Annotated in this window: 21 protein-coding genes; 9 read left to right on the top strand and 12 right to left on the bottom strand. The window is 68.0% G+C overall.

Annotation, left to right across the window (positions count from 1 at the left end; translation table 11 throughout):
• The first annotated feature begins 148 nt into the window (after positions 1 to 148).
• Positions 149 to 583: a universal stress protein gene (locus FFI87_RS10430; RefSeq protein ID WP_006755353.1), complete on the top strand. Its 435-nt coding sequence runs from the start codon at positions 149 to 151 to the stop codon at positions 581 to 583.
• Between the two features lie 222 nt (positions 584 to 805).
• Here the strand turns inward: FFI87_RS10430 and aceA are convergent, their stop codons facing one another.
• The 3 genes from aceA to FFI87_RS10415 form a co-directional block, all read right to left on the bottom strand.
• Complete coding sequence (gene aceA / locus FFI87_RS10425) at positions 806 to 2,113, bottom strand: isocitrate lyase (RefSeq protein ID WP_012364158.1); 1,308 nt, start codon at positions 2,111 to 2,113, stop codon at positions 806 to 808.
• A gap of 388 nt (positions 2,114 to 2,501) precedes the next feature.
• Entirely contained in the window at positions 2,502 to 4,040 is a 1,539-nt protein-coding gene (locus tag FFI87_RS10420) for a DEAD/DEAH box helicase (protein WP_012364156.1), read from the bottom strand.
• 362 nt (positions 4,041 to 4,402) lie between these two features.
• The gene (locus FFI87_RS10415) at positions 4,403 to 4,672 is read right to left on the bottom strand and encodes an acyl-CoA-binding protein (protein ID WP_011657309.1); all 270 of its coding nucleotides are present in this window, start codon (positions 4,670 to 4,672) and stop codon (positions 4,403 to 4,405) included.
• A gap of 147 nt (positions 4,673 to 4,819) precedes the next feature.
• On the opposite strand from FFI87_RS10415, the gene tsaB reads away from it, so the two are divergent.
• The 4 genes from tsaB to FFI87_RS10395 are packed head-to-tail and all read left to right on the top strand — an operon-like array spanning position 4,820 to position 8,091.
• Positions 4,820 to 5,587 carry a tRNA (adenosine(37)-N6)-threonylcarbamoyltransferase complex dimerization subunit type 1 TsaB gene (gene tsaB, locus FFI87_RS10410; RefSeq protein WP_138847509.1) on the top strand — a complete coding sequence of 256 codons (768 nt, stop codon included), beginning with the start codon at positions 4,820 to 4,822 and terminating at the stop codon, positions 5,585 to 5,587.
• Positions 5,584 to 6,084 carry a ribosomal protein S18-alanine N-acetyltransferase gene (gene rimI, locus FFI87_RS10405; protein WP_012364154.1) on the top strand — a complete coding sequence of 167 codons (501 nt, stop codon included), beginning with the start codon at positions 5,584 to 5,586 and terminating at the stop codon, positions 6,082 to 6,084. The genes tsaB and rimI overlap by 4 nt, the downstream gene beginning before the upstream one ends.
• Positions 6,071 to 7,135 carry a uracil-DNA glycosylase gene (locus tag FFI87_RS10400; protein WP_138847510.1) on the top strand — a complete coding sequence of 355 codons (1,065 nt, stop codon included), beginning with the start codon at positions 6,071 to 6,073 and terminating at the stop codon, positions 7,133 to 7,135. Before rimI ends, FFI87_RS10400 begins: the two co-directional genes overlap by 14 nt.
• A complete protein-coding gene (locus tag FFI87_RS10395; protein WP_138847511.1) occupies positions 7,132 to 8,091 on the top strand; it encodes a DUF1853 family protein in 960 nt (319 codons plus the stop codon). The genes FFI87_RS10400 and FFI87_RS10395 overlap by 4 nt, the downstream gene beginning before the upstream one ends.
• A gap of 18 nt (positions 8,092 to 8,109) precedes the next feature.
• Here FFI87_RS10395 and thiD read toward each other — a convergent pair whose 3' ends face one another.
• Positions 8,110 to 8,919 carry a bifunctional hydroxymethylpyrimidine kinase/phosphomethylpyrimidine kinase gene (gene thiD, locus FFI87_RS10390; protein ID WP_138847512.1) on the bottom strand — a complete coding sequence of 270 codons (810 nt, stop codon included), beginning with the start codon at positions 8,917 to 8,919 and terminating at the stop codon, positions 8,110 to 8,112.
• Between the two features lie 58 nt (positions 8,920 to 8,977).
• The gene (gene lplT / locus FFI87_RS10385; RefSeq protein ID WP_012364150.1) at positions 8,978 to 10,285 is read right to left on the bottom strand and encodes a lysophospholipid transporter LplT; all 1,308 of its coding nucleotides are present in this window, start codon (positions 10,283 to 10,285) and stop codon (positions 8,978 to 8,980) included.
• Between the two features lie 218 nt (positions 10,286 to 10,503).
• On the opposite strand from lplT, the gene alr reads away from it, so the two are divergent.
• From alr to FFI87_RS10370, 3 genes are all read left to right on the top strand, one after another.
• Positions 10,504 to 11,574 (top strand): alanine racemase, encoded by a 1,071-nt coding sequence (alr, locus tag FFI87_RS10380; RefSeq protein ID WP_012364149.1) that lies wholly within the window; start codon positions 10,504 to 10,506, stop codon positions 11,572 to 11,574.
• Positions 11,575 to 11,585: 11 nt separating this feature from the next.
• On the top strand, positions 11,586 to 12,962 hold the full coding sequence (radA, locus tag FFI87_RS10375; RefSeq protein WP_012364148.1) for a DNA repair protein RadA: 1,377 nt from the start codon (positions 11,586 to 11,588) through the stop codon (positions 12,960 to 12,962).
• Between the two features lie 148 nt (positions 12,963 to 13,110).
• Positions 13,111 to 13,377: a DUF2866 domain-containing protein gene (locus FFI87_RS10370; RefSeq protein WP_006754544.1), complete on the top strand. Its 267-nt coding sequence runs from the start codon at positions 13,111 to 13,113 to the stop codon at positions 13,375 to 13,377.
• 179 nt (positions 13,378 to 13,556) lie between these two features.
• Here FFI87_RS10370 and FFI87_RS10365 read toward each other — a convergent pair whose 3' ends face one another.
• Positions 13,557 to 15,488, bottom strand: a complete 1,932-nt coding sequence (locus FFI87_RS10365) for an ATP-binding cassette domain-containing protein (RefSeq protein WP_138847513.1) — start codon at positions 15,486 to 15,488, stop codon at positions 13,557 to 13,559.
• Positions 15,489 to 15,624: 136 nt separating this feature from the next.
• Here FFI87_RS10365 and FFI87_RS10360 point away from each other — a divergent pair, with 136 nt between their 5' ends.
• Positions 15,625 to 16,104 (top strand): glutathione peroxidase, encoded by a 480-nt coding sequence (locus tag FFI87_RS10360; RefSeq protein WP_138847514.1) that lies wholly within the window; start codon positions 15,625 to 15,627, stop codon positions 16,102 to 16,104.
• Positions 16,105 to 16,233: 129 nt separating this feature from the next.
• Here FFI87_RS10360 and cls read toward each other — a convergent pair whose 3' ends face one another.
• The 6 genes from cls to dapC form a co-directional block, all read right to left on the bottom strand.
• A complete protein-coding gene (gene cls / locus FFI87_RS10355; RefSeq protein WP_138847515.1) occupies positions 16,234 to 17,673 on the bottom strand; it encodes a cardiolipin synthase in 1,440 nt (479 codons plus the stop codon).
• Between the two features lie 114 nt (positions 17,674 to 17,787).
• Positions 17,788 to 18,696, bottom strand: a complete 909-nt coding sequence (prmB, locus tag FFI87_RS10350) for a 50S ribosomal protein L3 N(5)-glutamine methyltransferase (protein WP_012364144.1) — start codon at positions 18,694 to 18,696, stop codon at positions 17,788 to 17,790.
• 11 nt (positions 18,697 to 18,707) lie between these two features.
• Positions 18,708 to 19,847 carry a succinyl-diaminopimelate desuccinylase gene (gene dapE, locus FFI87_RS10345; protein ID WP_138847516.1) on the bottom strand — a complete coding sequence of 380 codons (1,140 nt, stop codon included), beginning with the start codon at positions 19,845 to 19,847 and terminating at the stop codon, positions 18,708 to 18,710.
• Positions 19,848 to 19,948: 101 nt separating this feature from the next.
• Positions 19,949 to 20,317, bottom strand: a complete 369-nt coding sequence (locus FFI87_RS10340) for an ArsC family reductase (RefSeq protein ID WP_006759624.1) — start codon at positions 20,315 to 20,317, stop codon at positions 19,949 to 19,951.
• Positions 20,317 to 21,144: a 2,3,4,5-tetrahydropyridine-2,6-dicarboxylate N-succinyltransferase gene (dapD, locus tag FFI87_RS10335; protein WP_006478479.1), complete on the bottom strand. Its 828-nt coding sequence runs from the start codon at positions 21,142 to 21,144 to the stop codon at positions 20,317 to 20,319. Before dapD ends, FFI87_RS10340 begins: the two co-directional genes overlap by 1 nt.
• A 45-nt stretch (positions 21,145 to 21,189) precedes the next feature.
• The gene (gene dapC / locus FFI87_RS10330) at positions 21,190 to 22,452 is read right to left on the bottom strand and encodes a succinyldiaminopimelate transaminase (RefSeq protein ID WP_138847517.1); all 1,263 of its coding nucleotides are present in this window, start codon (positions 22,450 to 22,452) and stop codon (positions 21,190 to 21,192) included.
• Between the last annotated feature and the right edge of the window lie 135 nt (positions 22,453 to 22,587).

Raw genomic sequence — 22,587 nt, 5'->3', positions numbered from 1 at the left:
CCGCGCGTTTCCGATATGAGGGCGAACCCGCTGACGGCGCCGGCCGTCCGGTTTCGCGCACTACAATCGAAACTGGCATGCGCGACACGCCGGGGCCGGCTCGCATGGGTTCGCGGCGCGCGCGGTGCGTCTGACGCAGGAGGGCGCGATGTTCCGGCACATCCTCGTTCCAACCGACGGTTCCGAACTGTCGCAGAAGGCGATCGACGGCGCGATCGACCTGGCGCGCGCGGTCGGCGCGCAGGTCACGGCCTACGCGTGCCTGCCGCAGTATCCGTATTCGCCGTTTTCCGAAGTGATCATCGAGCCGCCCGCCGATTTCCGCGCGCGCAGCGAGCGCGAGGCGCGCGCGCACCTCGACGAGGTGCAGGCAGCCGCGAAGGCGGCCGGCGTCGTGTGCGACAGCTGGACGAGCGTGCATCCGTCGCCGTATCTCGGCATCATCGAGGCGGCCGAACGCGGCGGCTGCGACGTGATCTTCATGGCGTCCCACGGACGCCGCGGGCTCGGCAGCCTGCTGATCGGCAGCGAGACGCAGCGCGTGCTGACCCATACGAAAATTCCGGTGATCGTCTATCGGTAGCGGCGACATTGTCCGTGGCCGCGCGGGCGGCGGCACGGCAGCGCCGCTGAAAAAGGGCGCGCCGGACGAAGCCGGCGCGCGTCGTTGCAGGCGGCCGCAGGCCGCGCGCGGCCGGTCGCGCGGGTCACCGCGCGCCTGCCGTCTCCTCCCTGATTTTTGTTCGGTGCCGCCGATGCCGCGCCGTCGCGTGACGGGCGGGCATCGGCGTGACGCTTGCGCGCGTTACGCGACCTTCTTGCCGTCGAAGAACTGTTCGTCCTCGGTCGAGCCGTGCAGCGCGGTCGTCGATGCCTCGCGCTCGACCGTCTGCGTCACCGCGTCGAAGTAGCCGGTGCCGACTTCGCGCTGGTGCTTGACGGCCGTGAAGCCCTTGTCGGCCGCCGCGAACTCGGCCTGCTGCAGTTCGACGAACGCGCTCATCTGCGTGCGGGCATAGCCGTGCGCGAGGTTGAACATCGAGTAGTTCAGCGCATGGAAGCCGGCCAGCGTGATGAACTGGAACTTGTAGCCCATCGCGCCCAGTTCCTTCTGGAACTTCGCGATCGTCGCGTCGTCGAGGTTCTTCTTCCAGTTGAACGACGGCGAGCAGTTGTACGACAGCATCTTGCCCGGGAACTGCTTGTGGATCGCTTCGGCGAACTTCTTCGCGTACTCGAGATCCGGCTTGCCCGTTTCGCACCAGACCAGGTCGGCGTACGGCGCATACGCGAGGCCGCGCGAGATCGCCTGCTCGATGCCCGGCTTCGTGCGGAAGAAGCCTTCGACCGTACGCTCGCCCGTCAGGAACGGCTTGTCGTTGTCGTCGATGTCGGACGTGATCAGGTCCGCTGCCTCCGCGTCGGTCCGCGCGACCAGCACGGTCGGCGTGCCCATCACGTCAGCGGCCAGACGCGCCGCCGACAGCTTCGCGACGGCCTCGCGCGTCGGCACGAGCACCTTGCCGCCCATGTGGCCGCATTTCTTCACCGACGCAAGCTGATCCTCGAAGTGGACACCCGATGCGCCTGCCTCGATCATCGCCTTCATCAGTTCGAACGCGTTCAGCACGCCGCCGAAGCCGGCTTCCGCGTCCGCGACGATCGGCGCGAAGTAGTCGACGTAACCTTCGTCGCCCGGGTTCTTGCCTTCGGACCACTGGATCTGGTCGGCGCGCGTCAGTGTGTTGTTGATGCGCTTGACGACGAGCGGTACCGAGTTCGCCGGGTACAGCGACTGGTCCGGGTACATTTCGCCCGCGACGTTCGCGTCACCGGCCACTTGCCAACCCGACAGGTAGATCGCCTTGAGACCGGCCTTCACCTGCTGCATCGCCTGGTTGCCGGTCAGCGCGCCGAGCGCGTTGACGAACGGCTCTTCGTTCATGAGGCTCCACAGCTTTTGCGCGCCGCGCTTGGCCAGCGTGTGCTCGACGGCGATCGAGCCGCGCAGGCGAACGACGTCGTCAGCGGTGTAGCTGCGCTTGATGCCTTTCCAGCGCGGATCGGTTTCCCATTGCTGTTGCAGTTCCTGTGCCTGTTGCTGTCGCGACATGATGAGCTCCTTGATACGGTGCGTTGCCTGATGAGTCGAATCGGACGGTGAGGATGCTGTTCGCGAAGCGGAGCGGGGTGCTGCCGTTTCGCGAAGTCTTGTATAAGAGTCTAGGCAAACCGACCGACATGAAACAGGGGCTATCTCAGGAAGCTCGAAATTTTTTAATATTTATAAATCAAATGGTTGAAAATCACGTTTCGCAATGAGAAACGATTTTTCCCATCTCGCAATCGTAAGGTTGTGCCGCGCAGCATGACTTTTTACGACGCAAAAAAATTTTCCGCATCGTGAAATGTGGGGCGGGACGAAAAAAAACCGGCGCGGGTGCGCCGGTCTGCCGGATGGGGTGGCCCTCCGTCGGGCGGCCGGAGCCGCCCGGGCGGGCTTACGACGCCGAGTTGCTGCGACGCGGGCCGCTGCTGCGTTGGCCGTCGCGACGCGGGCCGCCGTCACGGCTGCCGCCCGGCTTGCCGCTCCAGCCGCCGCCATTGCCGCCGCCGTAGCTGCGGCCGGCGCCGCCATGACCGCCGCCCGGCTTGCCGCCGAAACGACGACCGCCGTTACCGCCGCCCGGACGGCCGCGGCCGCCGGTGCTCCCGTTGCGCGGGGGTGCCTTGCGCGGCTCGAAGCCTTCGATCACGTTGACCGGCAGCGGCGAGCGCACGAAGCGCTCGATGCGCTTGAGCGCGCCCTGTTCGGCGTGGTGCACGAGGCTCACCGCGGTACCCGAACGGCCGGCGCGGCCCGTACGGCCGATACGGTGCACGTAGTCTTCCGCGAACTTCGGCAGGTCGTAGTTGAACACGTGCGTGATGCCCGGGATGTCGATGCCGCGGGCCGCGACGTCGGTCGCGACCAGCACGCGCACACGACGCTCGCGCAGCGCACGGATCGTGCGGTTACGCGCGCCCTGCGGCAGGTCGCCGTGCAGTGCGGCCGATTCGAAGCCTGCGTCGGCGAGACGGCCGGCGAGCTGGTCGGCGTCGATCTTGGTCGCCGTGAAGATGATCGCCTGGTCGAGCGCGTCGTCGCGCAGCAGGTGATCGAGCAGGCGATCCTTGTGGTCGCGGTCGTCGACGTAGTGCACGGTCTGCGCGATGTTCGTGCGCGACTCGAGGCGCTGCTGGATCTCGATGCGCTCCGGGTCCTTCAGCAGGCGGCCCGTCAGCGAACCGATCTTGCCGTCGAGCGTGGCCGAGAACAGCATCGTCTGGCGCGACGCCGGCGTTGCCGCGACGATCGTCTCGATGTCGTCGATGAAGCCCATGTCGAGCATGCGGTCGGCTTCGTCGAGCACGAGCATCTTCAGTTCCGACAGGTCGATACGGCCGCGCTCGAGGTGATCCAGCAGGCGGCCCGGCGTGGCGACCAGGATTTCCGGGTTCTTCGCGAGCAGCATCAGCTGCTGGCCATAGGCGACGCCGCCGAGGATGCTGACGGTGCGCAGGCGCTTCAGGTGCTTGCCGTAGGTCGATGCGGCCGTCGTGACCTGCATCGCGAGTTCGCGGGTCGGCGTCAGCACGAGCAGGCCCGGGCGCGCGACGGGTTGCGGGCGGCGCACGCGGCGGTCGCCCTGGCTCGGTTCGCGCGGCGTGCGCGGTTGCTGCGCCAGCGTCTTCTGAAGCTGCGCGAAACGTTCGATCGCGGGCAGCATGAAGGCGGCCGTCTTGCCCGAACCGGTCGGGCTCGACACCAGCAGGTCGCGGCCGGCGATGCCGGCCGGAATCGCGCGCTGTTGGACCGGCGTCGGCTTCACATAGCCGGCGGCCTCCAGCGCGGAGACGATCTCCGGCGACAGCCCGAGCGACGCGAAGCTGGGCTCGTCCGACGCCGGTTCGATCGCGGCCGGTACGGCGGCGTCGTCGAGACCGAGCGCCTGGTCGGCGATCGCGTTGAGCGGGCTGGAGTTAATGCTCGAAGTCATAACAATCCTTGAAACACAGTGGGTGAAACGTCGGCGCCAATCGCGCATACCCAAGTCGTCGGATTCAGCGAGCAAATCGGGAAACGGGGGTGCAATCCGCCGAACCGTCGGCGGATGAGGCATTAGAAGCTGTTTTGGGTGCGGCGCGCTTCAGGAGCGGGGGCCGCCAGCCTGATGAGTGACGACCGCGAGGGTCGAAGCAGGAGGGGACAGGTTCTAAACCGGATTGGAGCATAACGCTACGAGGCGTCTGGCCGGAACGGCTTTCGAGCCGAGCGCGGGGGTGACGCAGGCCGCATTATAAAGAAATTTGCTGCGCTGCGCCACTGATTTGATTGCCGATTGCGGGGAGGGCGATCCGGTCAGGATGCCGTGCCGTTCTTCAGCGATTCGACGAGTTCGACATACTGTTGCTTGGCGGCGTCCTGCGACGTGCCTTTCAGCGCTTCCCACGCGTCGTACTTGTACTTGCCGACGATATCGGTGAAGCCCGGCTTGTCGCCGTGCGCGTCGCCGTCGGTCGCTTGCTTGAAGAGTGCGTACAGGCGCAGCAGCGTCAGGTTGCCCGGTCGCTCGGGCAGTTGCTTGACGTCGACCTGGGCCTGGTCGAATTGGGCGGTGAGATCGCTCATCGTGTGTCTCCGTAAGGGTTTCGAGTCGGCCGATCTTAACAAGCGCCGCGCCGCGCGGGGTCGAGCGATCCTTCCAAACCGCCGGCCGCGCGGTGCACGCACGTGGATCGGGTCCGATCGCCCGTGGGAGCGGGGCGCCGCATTACAATGTCGGCCATGACGCAAACAGTGCTCCTCGCCATCGATACGTCGACCGAATACTGCTCGGTCGCGCTGCTGCGCTCGGCTTCGGCCGATGACGCCGTTTCCCCCCCGCAAACCTGGGTCCGCCACGAACCAACGGGCGCCGTGTCGAGCACGCGCGTGCTGCCGGCCATCCAGGAACTCTTCGCCGAATCGGGCCTGTCGTTCGCCGACTGCGACGCGATCGCGTTCGGCGCGGGCCCCGGCTCGTTCACCGGCCTGCGTACCGCGACCGGCATTACCCAGGGGCTCGCGTTCGGGCGCGGGCTGCCGGTCGTGCCGGTCAGCACGCTGCTCGCATGCGCCGAGCACGCGCGGCTGCGCGCGCCCGGCACGACGCGCGTGCTGGTCGCGCTCGACGCGCGGATGGACGAAGCGTACTGGGCCGATTTCGCGTGGGACGATCAGGCGGGCGACTGGCGCACGCTGCATCCGGCGTCGCTCGATGCGCCGGGTGGCGTCGGCGTGCCCGACGTGCCGTTCACGCTCGCGGGCAACGCGGCGGCCGCGTTCGGCGCGCAGTTGCCGGCTGCCGCCGCCGCAGCCGTGATCGACGGCGACGCGCTGCCGCATGCGCTGGCGGTCGCGCATGCCGCGCTGCGCGCGTTTCGCGCCGGCCGCACGGTGCCGGCCGATCAGGCCGCGCCGGAATACGTGCGCGACAAGGTCGCGCAGACCACCGCCGAGCGCCTCGCGGCGCGCGCCGCGCAGACGGGCGGAGCGAAAGGATGACGGGTGTACTGCTGAGCGACCGCTATTTGTCGCCGATGACCGACGCCGATCTCGACGAGGTCGTCGCGATCGAGCAGGTCGCGTACGAATTCCCGTGGAGCCGCGGCAACTTCGAGGATTCGCTGCGCAACGGCTATTTCGGCGTGTGCCTGCGCCACGTGACGGGCGCGCTCGTCGGCTACTGCGTGCTGATGCCGGTGATCGACGAGATGCACCTGCTGAACCTGTGCGTCGCACCGGCCGCCCAGCACTCGGGCGCGGGCCTCGCGCTGCTGCGCGAAGCGGTGCGCATCTCGCGCGCGGAGCGGCTCGACGGCGTGCTGCTCGAGGTGCGGCCGTCCAATCCGCGCGCGATTCATCTGTACGAGCGCTTCGGCTTCGTGACGATCGGCCGGCGCAAGAACTACTATCCGGCGCGGCATCGCAGCCGGGAGGACGCGATCGTGATGCGTCTGACGCTGAACAAGGACGAAGGGGACACGCATGGCGTGGGCTGAAGCAGCGCTCGAGGAAATGGGTCTCGCGCAGATCTGGGTGCGGCGCGGGCAGCGCGGGCAAAGCGCTGAAGCGGGCGAAACACCGGCTGCGGCATCCAGCGGAGGGGGCGACGCGTCCGCCGTTGCGGCCGCAACCGGCGCGGCCGACGCAGTCGGCGCATCCGGCGCGGCCAAACCGCGGCTGGCAGCGCAGCCGACTGCGCGTGTGGTCTCGCGTGACGATACGCCGCCGGTGGGCGGCGCGGCTCGCAATGCGGCCCTGCGCGGCGAAGCGGATACGCGTACAGAGACGGCCGCTCGCGCCGCGATCGACGACGACCGTGCGTCCGTCGAGCCCGCGCCGTCCGCCGCCGCGGACGACATGCCGCCGGCCACCGAAGACGACTTCGCGTGGTTCGACGCGACACCGCCCGGCGAGCCGCTGCCGCCGGACGAAGCGCGTCCTGCCGCAACGCCGGTGGCGATGCTCGACTGGGACACGCTCGCCGCACGCGTCGCCGATTGCACGAGCTGCCGCCTGTGCGAGAAGCGCACCAATACCGTGTTCGGTGTCGGCGATCGTGAAGCGGACTGGATGCTGATCGGCGAAGCGCCGGGCGAGAACGAGGACAAGCAGGGCGAGCCGTTCGTCGGCCAGGCCGGCAAGCTGCTCGACAACATGCTGCAGTCGCTGGCGCTCAAACGCGGCGAGAACGTCTACATCGCGAACGTGATCAAGTGCCGGCCGCCCGGCAATCGCAACCCCGAACCCGACGAGGTCGCGCGCTGCGAGCCGTACCTGCAGCGCCAGGTCGCGCTCGTGAAGCCGAAGCTGATCGTCGCGCTCGGCCGCTTCGCCGCGCAGACGCTGCTGAAGACGGATGCCAGCATCGCGTCGCTGCGCGGCCGCGTGCACACCTACGAAGGCGTGCCGGTGATCGTCACCTACCACCCGGCGTACCTGCTGCGCAGCCTGCAGGACAAGTCGAAGGCGTGGGCCGACTTGTGCCTTGCGCGCGATACGTTCCAGCAGGCGGGGGACGCCGACGCGACCGGCCCGGTCGCCCAATGACGCACGACGCGGCGTTCGCGTTCGTCGATACGCTGCGCGATGTCGCGGTCCGCGATGTGGGCTGGCTCCTCGCGAGCCCGAGCCTGCTCACCGCGGCGCCCGGCGCGCCGCTCGCGCATCCGTGGTCGGATGCGCCCGAACGGGTGGCCGTCGAAGCGTGGCTCGTCGCGCTCGACGCCGCGCCCGAGCCGCTGCACCGTGCGCTCGACGGCCTGCGGCCGGTGCGGCTCGGACGCTATGCCGAATGCCTGCTCGAATATTTCCTCACGCACGGGCCGTCGCTGCGGCTCGTCGCCGCCAATCTGCCGCTGCGCAGCAACGGCAAGACGCTCGGCGAGGTCGATTTCCTCGTCGATGCGCCGGGCGGGCAGCGCCTGCACTGGGAGCTTGCCGTGAAGTGCTACCTGTGCGCGCCGGTGGCGGGCGACGCATCGCTCGCGGATTTCGTCGGTCCGAATCTCGTCGATCGCCTCGACCGCAAGCGCAGCCGGCTGCTCGAGCATCAGCTACGGTTGAGCGATCGCCACGGGTTTGCGCTGCTCGGCTACGGCGCGCCGTCCGATGCGCAGATGTTCATCAAGGGCTGGCTGTTCTATCCGCACGGTGTGCCGCCGCCGCCGGTCTGCGCGGAAATCGCGGCCGATCATCCGCGCGGCTTCTGGCTGACGCACGCGCAGTGGCCGGCCTGGGCGGCCGCGCAACCCGACGGCGCGGCGTGGAACGTGCTGGCGCGGCTGGCCTGGCTCGCGCCGCGGAGGGCGGCGGCCGACGCCGCACCCGAACCGCTGGCGAATTCGCTTGAGCTGCCATCCGTATTGACGGCGCGCCAGGCGCCCGCGCTGATCGGCGTGCATCGACAGGACTGCGATGGTGTGTGGCGGGAGACGGCGCGCGGCTTCATCGTGCCGGACGACTGGCCGGCGCGCGCGCAGGCGTTCGCCGCGCAGGACGACTGACGCCGCGTCAGCCGGCGCTTACCACCAGCGATGGAAGTGATGGACCGGGCCGACGCCGTGGCCGACGTCGAGCTGGCCGCTCGCGGCGATTGCGCCGGTCAGGTAGACCTTCGCGTCGCGCACCGCGCTCTCGAGATCCGGCCGCTGCGGCAGCAGCGCGGCGATCGCCGACGACAGCGTGCAGCCCGTGCCGTGCGTGTTGCTGACCGGCACGCGCGTGCCGCCGAGCCGCACGGCATGCGCGGCGTCGACGAGCCAGTCGGGGCTCGTGGCCGCGTCGGGCAGGTGGCCGCCTTTCATCAGCACGGCGTTCGCGCCCGCCTGCAGCAGCGCGTGGCCTTGCCGCACCATGTCGTCTTCGGTCGTCGCGGGCGTGTCGCCGAGCAGGGCGGCCGCTTCGGGCAGGTTTGGCGTGACGAGGGTCGCGAGCGGCAGCAGCGCGTCGCGCAACGCGTCGACCGCGTCGGGTGCGAGCAGCGCGTGCGAACTCTTCGAAATCATCACCGTATCGAGCACGACGAAGCGCGGCGCGTAGCGCCGCAGCGCATCGGCCACTGCATGCACGATCGCCGCGTTCGCGAGCATGCCGATCTTGACCGCATCGATGCGGATGTCGTCGAACACCGCGTCGAGCTGCGCGGTCACGAACGCGGCGTCCGGCGCGTGCACGCCGCTCACGCCGCGCGTGTTCTGCGCGGTCAGCGCGGTGATCACGCTCGCGCCGTACGCGCCGAGCGCGGAGAAGGTCTTGAGGTCGGCCTGGATGCCTGCGCCGCCGCCCGAGTCGGAGCCGGCGATCGTCAGGACGTTGGGTATCGGGTGCGTCATGATGGCAAGACGCCGGTGCGAAGACCGGCGCCGACGGACGGAAACGGACAGTGTAGCGTCAGTGCCGCGATTCGCCGATCAGCGCGACCGAGTCGAACTGGCGCTGGTTCGCCTGGTGGCGGCGCATCACGAGCCACATCGTCAGGCAGACGAACGTGCCGAACAGCACGATCACGACGCCGACCGGCACGTCGAGCCAGACCAGCACCGCATACAGGCACAGCATCACGAGCACCGACAGGTTCTCGTTGAAGTTCTGCACCGCGATCGAGTGGCCGGCCGACAGCAGCACATGGCCGCGATGCTGCAGCAGCGCGTTCATCGGAACCACGAAATAGCCGGACAGCGCGCCGACGCCGATCAGGAAGATGTACGCGACGATCAGGTACACCGGCAGGCGCAGGTGGCCGAAATGCACGGCCCAGTGCGCGGGGAACAGGTCGCGCGTGTAGAACGCCATCAGCATGACCGCGATGCCCATGACGATGCCGACGGGCAGCACGGACAGCGACTTCTTCAGCGGGATGCGTGCGGCTGCGGCAATCGCGCCGCCCGCGACGCCCACCGCGACCACGGCCTGCAGGAGCGCGCCTTCGGACAGCGACATGTTGAGCGAGACTTCGGCCCACTTCAGCACGATGAACTGCAGCGTCGCGCCCGCGCCCCAGAACAGCGTCGTGACCGCGAGCGAGATCTGGCCGAGCTTGTCGCGCCAGAGCACCATGAAACAGTCGGCGAAATCGGTGAGGAGCTTGACCGGGCCGCGCTCCTGCTTCGGGTAGCGCGCGCCGGTATCGGGGATCCGCAGGTTGAACATCGCGGCGATCACGTAGATCGCCATGATGATCGCCATCGCCGCTTCGGCGGGCGTGCCGATCCAGGCGGGCGTGTGCGCGATCACGTGCGATGCGATGTGCGGGCTGATCAGCGCGCCGCCGAGCACGGTGCCGAGAATGATCGAACTGACGGTCGTGCCTTCGATCCAGCCGTTTGCGGCGACGAGCCGGTCGGCCGGCAGCAGCTCGGTCAGGATGCCGTATTTGGCGGGCGAGTAGGCCGCGGCGCCGAATCCGACGATCCCGTACGCGATCAGCGGGTGGGCGCCGAACAGCATGATCAGGCAGCCGACCACCTTGATCGAGTTGGTGATGAACATCACGCGCCCCTTCGGACGCGAATCGGCGAACGCACCGACATAAGCCGCCAGCACCACATAGGACAACACGAAGAACAGCTTGAGCAGCGGTGTCATCCAGTTGGGGGCGTGAAGGTCTTTCAGCAGGGCGATGGCGGCGATGAGAAGCGCATTGTCGGCCAACGACGAGAAAAACTGCGCGGCCATGATGGTGTAAAAACCTTTTTTCATCTGATGCGATGCTTTCGTCGCTGCGGCAGGGCCGCGTAGGCCGCCTGGTATGCGATCGGCTTATTCCGTTCGAAATGGGTTGTGCGCACGGCTTTATAACACGAAAATACGGCAATTCGGACTAGCAAGATTCCCCGATCGTTCCGCAAATTGTCGGCTTCGGTGCTCAAAAGGCGCGGTAAGCTGATGATTCGCAAGCGTCTTTACGTAAATTTCCCATGCCGCGCCCGATCTCCGCCACCATCCATACCGCCGCTCTCGCGAACAATCTCTCCGTCGTCCGCCGCTTTGCCGGCCCGTCCAAGGTCTGGACGGTCGTCAAGGCCAACGCGTACGGCCACGGTCTCGCGCGCGTGTTTCCCGGCCTGCGCGGCACCGACGGCTTCGGCCTGCTCGACCTCGACGAGGCCGTGAAGCTGCGCGAGCTGGGGTGGGCCGGTCCGATCCTGCTGCTCGAGGGGTTTTTCCGCTCGACCGACATCGACGTGATCGACCGCTACAGCCTGACGACCACCGTCCACAACGACGAGCAGATGCGGATGCTGGAGACGGCGCGGCTGTCGAAGCCCGTCAACGTGCAGCTCAAGATGAACAGCGGCATGAACCGGCTCGGCTACGCGCCGGAGAAATACCGCGCCGCGTGGGAGCGCGCCCGTGCGTGCCCCGGCATCGGCCAGATCACGTTGATGACCCATTTTTCGGATGCCGACAACGAGCGCGGCGTCGCCGAGCAGCTCGCGACGTTCGAGCGCGGCGCGGAAAACATCGCCGGCGCGCGCAGCCTCGCGAATTCGGCGGCCGTGCTGTGGCATCCGGATACGCACTTCGACTGGGTGCGCCCGGGGATCATGCTCTACGGCGCGTCGCCGTCGGGACTGTCGGCCGACATCGCCGACACCGGGTTGAAGCCCGCGATGACGCTCGCGTCCGAGCTGATCGCGGTGCAGACCATCGCGAAGGGGCAGGCGATCGGCTATGGCTCGACGTTCTCCGCGCCGGCCCAGATGCGCATCGGCGTCGTCGCGTGCGGCTACGCGGACGGCTATCCGCGCGTCGCGCCCGAAGGCACGCCTGTGATCGTCGACGGCATCCGCACGCGGATCGTCGGCCGCGTGTCGATGGACATGATCACGGTCGACCTCACACCGTGCCCGCAGGCCGGGGTCGGCGCGCGGGTCGAGCTGTGGGGCAACGCGCTGCCGATCGACGACGTCGCGCGCCATTGCGGGACCATCGGCTATGAACTGATGTGCGCGGTCGCAGGCCGCGTGCCGGTGCGCGCGGAATAAGGGCGGCACGCGTGGCGAAACAGAAAACCGTCTATGTCTGCAGCGAGTGCGGCGGACAAACCCCGAAGTGGCAAGGGCAATGCCCGTCGTGCCAGGCCTGGAACACCCTCGTCGAATCGGTTGCCGAGTCGCCGGCCGCCCATCGCTTCCAGTCGCTCGCGAAGCGGGCGCCGGTGCAGCGGCTCGTCGACATCGAGGCGGCCGACGTGCCGCGCTTCTCCACCGGCATCGGCGAATTCGACCGCGTGCTGGGCGGCGGGCTGGTGCCGGGAGGCGTCGTGCTGATCGGCGGCGATCCGGGCATCGGCAAGTCGACGCTGCTGCTGCAGTCGCTCGCGGACATCGCGAACGAGCGGCGCGCACTCTATATCAGCGGTGAGGAATCGGCCGCGCAGATCGCGTTGCGCGCGCAACGGCTCGCGCTGCTCGACGGCGGCGCGCCGGCGGCCGAGCTGAAGCTGCTCGCCGAGATCCAGCTCGAGAAGATCCAGGCCGCGATCGACGCGGAACGGCCGGACGTCGCCGTCATCGACTCGATCCAGACCGTCTATTCGGAAGCGCTGACGTCGGCGCCCGGCTCGGTCGCGCAGGTGCGCGAATGCGCGGCGCAGCTCACGCGCATCGCGAAGCAGTCGGGCACCGCGATCATCATGGTCGGGCACGTGACGAAGGAGGGCAACCTCGCCGGCCCGCGCGTGCTCGAGCACATCGTCGACACGGTGCTGTACTTCGAGGGCGACACCCATTCGTCGTTCCGGCTCGTGCGCGCGTTCAAGAACCGCTTCGGCGCGGTCAACGAACTCGGCGTGTTCGCGATGACCGAGCGCGGGCTGCGCGGCGTCGCGAACCCGTCCGCGCTGTTCCTGTCGCAGCACGAGCAGGTCGTGCCGGGTTCCTGCGTGCTCGTCACGCAGGAGGGCACGCGCCCGCTGCTCGTCGAAGTCCAGGCGCTCGTCGATACGGCGCACGTGCCGAACCCGCGCCGGCTCGCGGTCGGCCTCGAGCAGAACCGGCTCGCGATGCTGCTCGCGGTGCTGCACCGGCACGCGGGCATCGCGTGTTTCGACCAGGACGTGTTCCTGAACGCGGTGGGCGGCGTGAAGATCACCGAACCGGCCGCTGACGTCGCCGTGCTGCTCGCGATTCATTCGTCGATGCGCAACAAGGCGCTGCCGAAGGGCTTGATCGTATTCGGCGAGGTGGGGCTGGCGGGCGAGATCCGGCCGTCCCCGCGTGGTCAGGAACGGCTGCGCGAGGCCGCGAAGCTCGGCTTCACGGCCGCGCTGATCCCGAAGGCGAATGCGCCGAAGCAGCCGATCGAAGGGCTGAACGTGATGGCCGTCGAGCGGATCGAGCAGGCGATCGACCGCGTGCGCGATCTCGAATGACCGCGCGTGGCCGGCACCCGTGCGGGGCGGCCGGCCACGATCTGTCGCGTAATTGGTTGTAAAGAATATGTAGGCTCCTGTAACCCGGCGGACATCGCTTTTCCCTATCCTTTGCCGGATTGTCGAACCGCGCAATGGAAGGGAACCTATGTTCAAACAGTATGGGGATGCGGCCAGCGGACGCCTTTACAACCTGCGCGGCTGCCGCGTATCGGAGCCCATCGTTCACCCGTGGGGCGGCGGATGCCGGATCGTCGAGTGGATCGACGAAGAAGGGCGCCTCGCACGCCGGGTCGTGTCCGAGGACGTGACGGAAGCCGAAGTCGCCGCGGCGATCCGCCAGCCGACCGAAGGGCGGCGTCACCTGATGGACGATGACGAGCAGTTGCCGCGCGATACGTTGCCGCGGCGTTGAGCGGGCGGCGTATGGCCGACCCGACAACGACAGCCGTAGTCACGATGAAGAGGCCGGGCCAGGGCGCCCGGCCTTGTCGTTTTCGGGCCGGATGCAGGCGGCCCGGTTCGTCGGTATTGACGCCGCCGTGGATGCCGCGCCACCGGTCAAGCGACCGCCGGACGACACCCCGGCCGCGTTCAGCCGATCTGCTCGAGCTCTTCGTGCACGGCGAGCCAGTCGGCCTCGACCGTTTCGAGCCGGCTATTGACCTCGCCTAGCTTGCGGATCGCGTCGGTCAGCTCCGTCTTGCGCGCGGCCTCGTAGCTGGCCGGATCGGCGACGAACGCGTCGAGGCGCGCCTTTTCCGCGTGCAGCGTTTCCATTTCCTTTTCGAGCTTCGTGATGCGGTTCTGCAGCGGCTTTTTCAGCTGCGACAGGCGCTGGCGCTCCTCGGCCGCCTGGCGCTTCTGATCCTTGCGGTTGACGCCCGGATCGGCGCCCGTCGTCGCCGCGCCGTCGGCCTTCGCGGCTGCACGCTGCTCGGCCGCGTGCTGCAGCAGCCAGTCGCGGTAATCGTCGAGGTCGCCGTCGAACGGCTGCAGGCGGTGCTTCGCGACGAGCATGAACTGGTCGGTGGTCGCGCGCAGCAGATGGCGGTCGTGCGAGACGAGGATCAGCGTGCCTTCGAACTGCGCGAGCGCCATCGTCAGCGCGTGACGCGTTTCGAGGTCGAGGTGGTTGGTCGGCTCGTCGAGCAGCAGCAGGTTCGGCTTCTGCCAAATGATCAGCGCAAGCGCGAGCCGCGCCTTCTCGCCGCCGGAGAACGGGCCGACCGGGCTCGTCGCCATCTCGCCGGAGAAATTGAAGCCGCCGAGAAAGTCGCGCAGTTCCTGCTCGCGCGTGTCGGGCGCGAGCCGCGCGAGATGCGCGAGGGGCGAATCGTCCTCACGCAGCGTTTCGAGCTGGTGCTGCGCGAAATAGCCGATCGTCAGGCCCTTGCCGTCGCGCACGTGGCCCGACAGCGGCGCGAGCGTGCCGGCCAGCGTCTTGATCAGCGTCGATTTCCCCTGGCCGTTCGCGCCGAGCAGGCCGATGCGCTGGCCGTTCTGGATCGACAGCGCCACGCGTTCGACGATCGGGATGTCCGTGCCGTCGTGGGCATGGTAGCCGCAGCGGACGTCTTCCATCACCATCATCGGGTTCGGCGCGGCGTCGGGCGTGCGGAACTCGAACGTGAACGGCGACGCGATGTGCGCGGGCGCGATCAGTTCCATCTTCTCGAGCGCCTTCATCCGGCTCTGCGCCTGCTTGGCCTTGCTGGCCTTGGCCTTGAAGCGGTCGACGAAGCTCTGCAGGTGCTCGATCGTCTTCTGCTGCTTTTCGTATGCGTTTTGCTGCAGCGCGAGCTGCTGCGCACGCAGCACTTCGAATTGCGAGTAGTTGCCGCCGTAGCGCTTCACCTGGCGATTTTCCAGATGCAGCGTGACGTTGCAGATCGAATCGAGGAATTCGCGGTCGTGCGAGATCACGACGAGCGTGCCGGCGTAGCGGTGCAGCCAGTCCTCGAGCCAGACGATCGCGTCGAGGTCGAGGTGGTTGGTCGGTTCGTCGAGCAGCAGCAGGTCGGAGCGGCACATCAGCGCCTGCGCGAGGTTCAGGCGCATGCGCCAGCCGCCGGAGAAGCTGGCGACCGACTCGCGCGTCTGCGCGAGCGTGAAGCCGAGGCCGAGCAGCAGCGCTTCGGCGCGCGCCGGCGCGGTATAGCCGTCGGCGTCGGCGAACGCCGCGTGCGCGTCGGCTTCGGCCGCGCCGTCATGCGCGGCCGACGCGGCGGCGATGCGCGCCTCGATCTCGCGCAGCGCGGTGTCGCCGTCGAGCGTGTAGTCGAGCGCCGAGCGGTCGACCGCGGGCGTTTCCTGCGACACGTGGGCGATCCGCCACGACGGCGGCATCGAGAAATCGCCGGCGTCGGAATGCAGCTCGCCGCGCAGGACCGAGAACAGCGTCGATTTGCCGGCGCCGTTCGCGCCGATCAGGCCGGCCTTTTCACCGGGATTGAGCACGAACGAGGCCGACTCGAACAACGGTTTGGTGCCTCGAGCAAGGCTGAACTGATTGAAACGGATCACGGCGGGAATGACTGACGAAAACCGCTATTCTAGACTGCGCGCGCGTCGCTCCGGATATCGGCCGAACGGCAGATGCCGCAACGGCGCGATTTCGCCTAGACTCCACGTCGTTCCGGTCTCATCAAAGGAGTGCCCGATGTCCACCCTCTATTCGTTCAGCACGGAGACGCTCGCCGGCGAGCCGGCGTCGCTCGACGCGTACCGCGGCAAGGTGCTGCTGATCGTCAATACCGCGAGCGAGTGCGGTTTCACGCCGCAGTATGCGGGCCTGCAGAAACTGTACGAGCAGTACGCGGCGCGCGGCTTCTTCGTGCTCGGCTTTCCGTGCAACCAGTTCGGCAAGCAGGAGCCGGGCGACGCCGCGCAGATCGGCGCGTTCTGCGAGCGCAACTACGGCGTCACCTTTCCGATGTTCGCGAAGGTCGACGTGAAGGGCGACCATGCGCATCCGCTGTACCGATATCTGACCGACGAGGCGCCCGGCATTCTCGGTCTGAAGGCGATCAAGTGGAATTTCACGAAATTCCTGGTCGACCGCGACGGGCGGATCGTCAAGCGCTATGCGCCGTCGACGAAACCCGAGGAAATCGCTGCGGATATCGACAAGCTGCTGTAACACCGTGAAGCGGTGAACTGGCCGCGCGGACCGAACCGCCCGTGACCGCGATACCGGGCCGGACGGTGCGAAAGCGGGTGCCGCCATCCGGGCGACGGCGGGCCGGCGCTCGCGCGAGCGCCACGGACGCTACAGGATGGGTGCGAACAGGCGCGCGACGTGCATGGCGATGCGCCGCCACGCGGGCGAGTGCCGATACTCGTTCGCATCGACCTCGTAGGATTGCGCGAAATCGGCGTCGAGCATGGCCCCGACTTCATCGGCGAACGCGCGATCGACGGTCAGCACCATGATTTCGAAGTTCAGCCGGAACGAGCGGTTGTCGAGATTCGCGCTGCCGACCGCGGCCGCGATGCGATCGATCAGCACGACTTTCTGGTGCAGGAAGCCGGGCCGGTAGCGGAACACCTTGACGCCTGCGTCGATTAGATCGCGCGCATAGAGCTTCGATGCCTCGAACACGACGTAGTGGTCGCGCCGGCACGGGATCAGGATACGCACGTCGACGCCGCGCATCACCGCGAGCTTGAGCGCGGCGATCACCGCTTCGTCAGGTATGAGATACGGTGTCGTGATCCACACCCGTTCGTGCGCGGCGTTGATCGCGCCGACGAAGAACAGCGAGCCGGTTTCCTGCTTGTCGGCCGGGCCCATCGGCACGGCGAGGCAATGCATCGAGTCGCCGGGCAGCGCCTCCGGCGGCGCGGCGAGCGGCGGAAGCGTCTGCGTGGCCCAGTGCCAGTCTTCGGCGAACACGTACTGGATGCTGGCGACCACCGGGCCGCGGATTTCGATATGGGTGTCGCGCCACGGCGACAGACGCCGGTTCGCGCCGAGATATTCGACGCCGACGTTGTGTCCGCCGACGAACGCGCGATTGCCGTCGACGACGACGATCTTGCGATGGTTGCGGAAGTTGAGCTGGAAGCGGTTGACGAACTTGCGGTGGGTCGCGAACGGGTGGACCTCGACGCCGCCGCGGCGCAGCGTGTCGACGTAGCTGTGCGGCAGGTCGAAGCAGCCGATGCTGTCGTACAGCAGGTAGCAGCGCACGCCGGCTGCCGCGCGCGCGAGCAGCGCGTCGCGCAGCATCAGGCCGAGCGCGTCGACGCGCACGATGAAGAACTGGACGAACACGTAATCGCGCGCCGAGTCGATCGCCGACAGGATCGCCTCGAATGTCGCATCGCCGTTGACGAGCGTGCGCACCGAATTGCCGCCGACGAACGGCATCCCGCCGAGCCGCGTGAGCGCGAGCACAGCAGCCCGGCCAATCGCGTCGGCCGCCGGCCCGTTGGTTGCGTCCGCATCGAGCCACGGCACGCGCGGCGTGTGCGTGCGCAACGCCTCCATTTCGTGGCGCCGCGCGTCGACGTAGCCGGAGAACTTGCTGCGACCGAGGAACAGGTAGGGGACGAGCGTCAGGTACGGCATCGCGGCGAGCGACACGGCCCACGCGATCGCGCCTTGCGACGTGCGCGTGTTCATGAGCGCGTGACACGCCGCGACGATCCCGAGCACATGGACGGCCAGGATCAGGGTGCCGAGATGTAGCCAGTCGAGGGTCATGGGCGCGTGACGGACTCCTGAGGTCGTGCGGCGCGACGGCCGCTTACGCGCATCTTACCCAACCGTGCGGGACAGCGGTTTGCCGTGCCGCACGGTTGGGGCCGCGGCGTGCCGTCAGGCCTTGCGCGGCAGGTCCGACGCCTGGATCAGGAACACCGTGTCGTCGCCCGCGCTGGTGGGCAGCCACGTGAGTTCGAGCCCGCCGAACGCGGCTTCGACGTGCTCGCGCTCGTTGCCGATCTCGACGACGAGCACGCCGTCGTCGTGCAGCCACTTGTGCGCTTCCGAGATGATGCGCCGCACGATGTCCATGCCGTCCTCGCCGCCCGCGAGCGCCATCTCCGGCTCGTGCCGGTACTCGGGCGGCAGGGCGGCCATCGACGTCGCGTTCACGTACGGCGGGTTCGTCAGGATCACGTCGTAGCGCGCGTCGGGTTCGGCGCGGAACGCGGGCAGCGGTGCGTAGAGGTCGCCACGATGCAGCGTGATGCGATCGTCGAGGCCATAGTCGCTCACGTTGATCCGGGCGACTTCGAGTGCCTTGTCGGACAGGTCGACCGCGTCGATCTCGGCGTTCGGGAACGCGCTGGCGGCGAGGATCGCGAGGCAGCCGGAGCCGGTGCACAGCTCGAGCACCGCGCCGACCTGCTCGGGGTCGGCGACATACGGCTGCAGCCCGTCGTCGAGCAGCTCGCCGATGAACGAGCGCGGCACGATCACGCGCTCGTCGACGTAGAAGCGGTGGCCGTGCATCCACGCTTCATGCGTGAGGTACGCGGCCGGCACGCGTTCGGTCGCGCGTCGTTCGATCACCGCGAGCACGGCCGCGATTTCATCGGGCAGCAGCCGCGCATCGAGGAACGGCTCGAGCGTGTCGAGCGGCAGGTCGAGCGTGTGCAGCACGAGGTACGCGGCTTCGTCGTACGCGTTGTCCGAGCCGTGGCCGAATGCGAGCTTGGCCTTCGAGAAGCGCGTGACCGCGTAGCGCAGCAGGTCGCGAATAGTTGCAAATGGTGTCGTCATGCGAGGCTCCGTCAGGCGATCAGTTGTTCGAGCACGCGTCGGTACACGTTCTTCAGCGGGTCGACGAAGCGCACGTCGATGTGCTCGTCGATCTTGTGGATGCTGCCGTTGGGCGGGCCGAACTCGATCACCTGCGGGCAGATGCGCGCGATGAAGCGTCCGTCGGACGTGCCGCCCGTCGTCGACAGCTCGGTCGTAAGGCCGGTCTCGGCGCGGATCGCGTTCTCCAGCGCGTTCGACAGGTCGCCGCGCGGCGTGAGGAACGGCAGGCCGCTCACCGACCACTTCAGCGTGTATTCGAGGCCGTGCTTGTCGAGGATCGCGTGCACGCGTGCCTGCAGGCCCTCGACCGTGCTCGCCGTCGAAAAGCGGAAGTTGAACATCAGGTCCGCGTGGCCGGGGATCACGTTGGTCGCGCCGGTGCCGGCATGCAGGTTCGACACCTGCCAGGTGGTCGGCGGGAAGTATTCGTTGCCTGCGTCCCACTGTTCGGCGGCGAGCTCGGCGAGCGCCGGCGCGAGCAGGTGGATCGGGTTCTTCGCGAGATGCGGGTACGCGATGTGGCCCTGCACGCCCTTGACGACCAGCTCGCCCGACATCGAGCCGCGGCGGCCGTTCTTCACGACGTCGCCGAGTTCCGCGCTCGAGGTCGGCTCGCCGACGATGCAGTAGTCGACGCGTTCGCCGCGCGCTTCGAGCAGTTCGACGACCTTCACGGTGCCGTCGGTGGCCGGGCCTTCCTCGTCGCTCGTGATCAGGAACGCGATCGCGCCGCGGTGGCCGGGGTGGGCCGCGACGAATTCCTCGGACGCGACGACGAACGCCGCGAGCGACGTCTTCATGTCGGCCGCGCCGCGGCCGTACAGCTTGCCGTCGCGATGCGCGGGGACGAACGGCGGCGAGGTCCACTGCTCGAGCGGGCCGGTCGGCACGACGTCGGTGTGGCCCGCGAACGCGAGCAGCTTGCCGTCGCGGCCGTCGGCGCCGCGCTTGACGGCCCACAGGTTGGTCACGCCGTGCGACGCGATGGTCTCGCATTCGAAGCCGAGCGCGGCGAGGCGCTCGGTCATGATCTGCTGGCAATGCTGGTCGTCGGGCGTGACGGACGCGCGGGCGATCAGCTGTTCGGTAAGGGCTAGGGTGGCGGACATGGTTCGGACCACTTTCGATAAAAAATGCCGGCGCGGTGGCCGGCAGTGACGAGACGTCGGGCTGCACCCGCAGGTGCAGCGCGGGCGCAGCGCGGGCGGCCCTAGGCGGCAAACAGCGCCGCGTACTGATCGGCCACGAAGCCGAGCGATTTCACGCGGCCGTTGACGACGAGCACGGGACGCTTGATGACCGACGGCTTGTGGATCATCAGCGCGACCGCGCCGGAGCGCGTTTCCGCGGCCGCCTTCATCGCATCGTCCAGGCCGCGCCACGTCGTGCCGCGCTTGTTTACGAGCGCGTCGAGCGACACGTCCTTCAGCCAGTCCTCGACGAGCGGTGCGCTGACGCCGAGCTTCTTGAAGTCGTGGAACTCGAACTCGACGCCGTGATCGTCGAGCCACACGCGGGCCTTCTTCACGGTGTCGCAGTTCGGAATGCCGTAGACGACCACGGTGCGCGGCTTGGCCATCAGTCGCCTCGCAGCAGCTCGTTCAGGCCGACCTTCGCGCGGGTCTTCGCGTCGACCTTCTTCACGATCACCGCGCAGTACAGGCTGTGCGAGCCGTCCTTCGACGGCAGGTTGCCGGCCACGACGACCGAGCCGGCCGGGATGCGGCCGTAGCTGACTTCGCCCGTTTCGCGATCGTAGATCTTGGTGCTCTGGCCGAGGTACACGCCCATCGAGATCACCGAATTCTCCTCGACGATCACGCCTTCGACGACTTCCGAGCGCGCGCCGATGAAGCAGTTGTCTTCAATGATGACGGGGTTCGCCTGCAGCGGTTCGAGCACGCCGCCGATGCCGACGCCGCCCGACAGGTGCACGTTCTTGCCGATCTGTGCGCACGAACCGACCGTGGCCCACGTGTCGACCATCGTGCCTTCGTCGACGTACGCGCCGATGTTGGTGTACGACGGCATCAGCACGACGTTCTTCGCGATGAACGAGCCGCGGCGCGCGATGGCCGGCGGCACGACGCGGAAGCCGCCCGCGGCGAAGTCTTCAGCGGTGTAGTTCGCGAACTTCGACGGAACCTTGTCGTAGAACTGCGAGTAGCCGCCGGCCGGCATCGGCGCGTTGTCCTCCAGGCGGAACGACAGCAGCACGGCCTTCTTCAGCCACTGGTGCACGGTCCAGTTGCCGTCGATCTTCTCGGCGACGCGCAGTGCGCCTTTGTCGAGTTGCTCGATCGCATGAGCGACGGCTTCGCGGACGTCGGCCGGCGCGGCCTTCGGCGACAGCTCGGCGCGGTTTTCCCAGGCGGTATCGATGATTTGCTGAAGTTGTTGCGACATGTTCGTTTTCGCAGGAGATGAATGGAATTGATCGGGATGGACGTCTTACCGCGCGAGAGCCCGGCAGAAATCGACGATGCGTTGCGCGCCCTCGACGCATTCGGGGGTGCCCGCGACGAGCGCGATCCGGATGAAATCGCGGCCCGGATTCGTGCCGTGCGCGTCGCGCGCCAGGTACGAGCCGGGCAGAACCGTCACATTATAGTCGGCGTACAGGCGGCGGGCGAACTCGGTGTCCGACAGGCCGGTGCGCGCGACGTTGGCCCACAGGTAGAACGCGGCGTCGGGCAGCTTCACGTCGATCACGTCGGCCAGCATCGGCGTGACCGTGTTGAACTTCTGCAGGTACAGCGCGCGGTTCTCGCGCACGTGCGCCTCGTCGTTCCACGCGGCGATGCTCGCGTGCTGCCAGACCGGCGACAGCGCCGCACCATGGTACGTGCGGTACAGCAGGAATTTCTTGAGCAGCGCGGCGTCGCCGGCGACGAAACCCGAGCGCATGCCCGGCACGTTCGAGCGCTTCGACAGGCTCGACAGCATCACGAGCCGTTCGAAGCCGCGGCCGAGGCGGTGCGCGGCCTCCAGGCCGCCGAGCGGCGGCGCCGCTTCGTCGAAATAGATTTCCGAATAGCACTCGTCGGACGCGATCACGAAACCGTGGCGGTCGGACAGCGCGAACAACTCGCGCCAGTCGTCGAGCGTCAGCACGGCGCCCGTCGGATTGCCCGGCGAGCACACGTACAGCAGCTGGGTGCGCGCCCAGACCTCGTCGGGCACGGCCGCATAGTCACACGCGAAGTTGCGCGCCGGGTCGCTGTTCGCGAAATAGGGTTCTGCACCGGCCAGGAGCGCCGCGCCTTCGTAAATTTGATAGAACGGATTCGGACAGAGTACGATCGCCTTCTTGCCGTCCGCGCTCGCGCGCGAATCGATCACCGTCTGCGCGAGCGAGAACAGCGCCTCGCGCGACCCCGACACGGGCAGCACTTGCGTGGCCGGATCGATCGCCGGCAGCCCGTAGCGGCGTTCGAGCCAGTGCGCGATCGACGTGCGCAGCGCGTCCGAGCCGGCGGTGGCCGGGTACGACGCGAGGCCGTCGAGCGCGGCCACGACGGCCTCGCGGATCAGCGCCGGCGTCGGGTGCTTGGGCTCGCCGATGCCGAAGCTGATCGGTTTCAGGCTGGCAGCAGGCATACCGGCAGCGGGCGTACCGGCACCGGGCATACCGGCACCGGGCGTCACGTCCTTGAACAGGGCGCGCAGCTTTTCGAAGGGATAGGGCTGGAGCGAGTCGAGTCGAGGGTTCACGGGCGAAGCGGCCGTCGCGGCCGGTTTTGGAGCGAAAGGGGCGGCGCAGGTGCCGCACGGCTGCGAACGGGCGCCGATGGCGCGCGGCTCGCAGCGGACGATTATAGCGTGACGCAATGCGGTCACGGCCCGCCG

This window comes from Burkholderia sp. KBS0801, from assembly GCF_005937855.2.
In the GTDB taxonomy this organism is placed as follows: Bacteria; Pseudomonadota; Gammaproteobacteria; order Burkholderiales; family Burkholderiaceae; genus Burkholderia; species Burkholderia ambifaria.
Note: the sequence above shows the minus strand (reverse complement) of the source record. Positions and strands in the feature narration are given on the sequence as shown.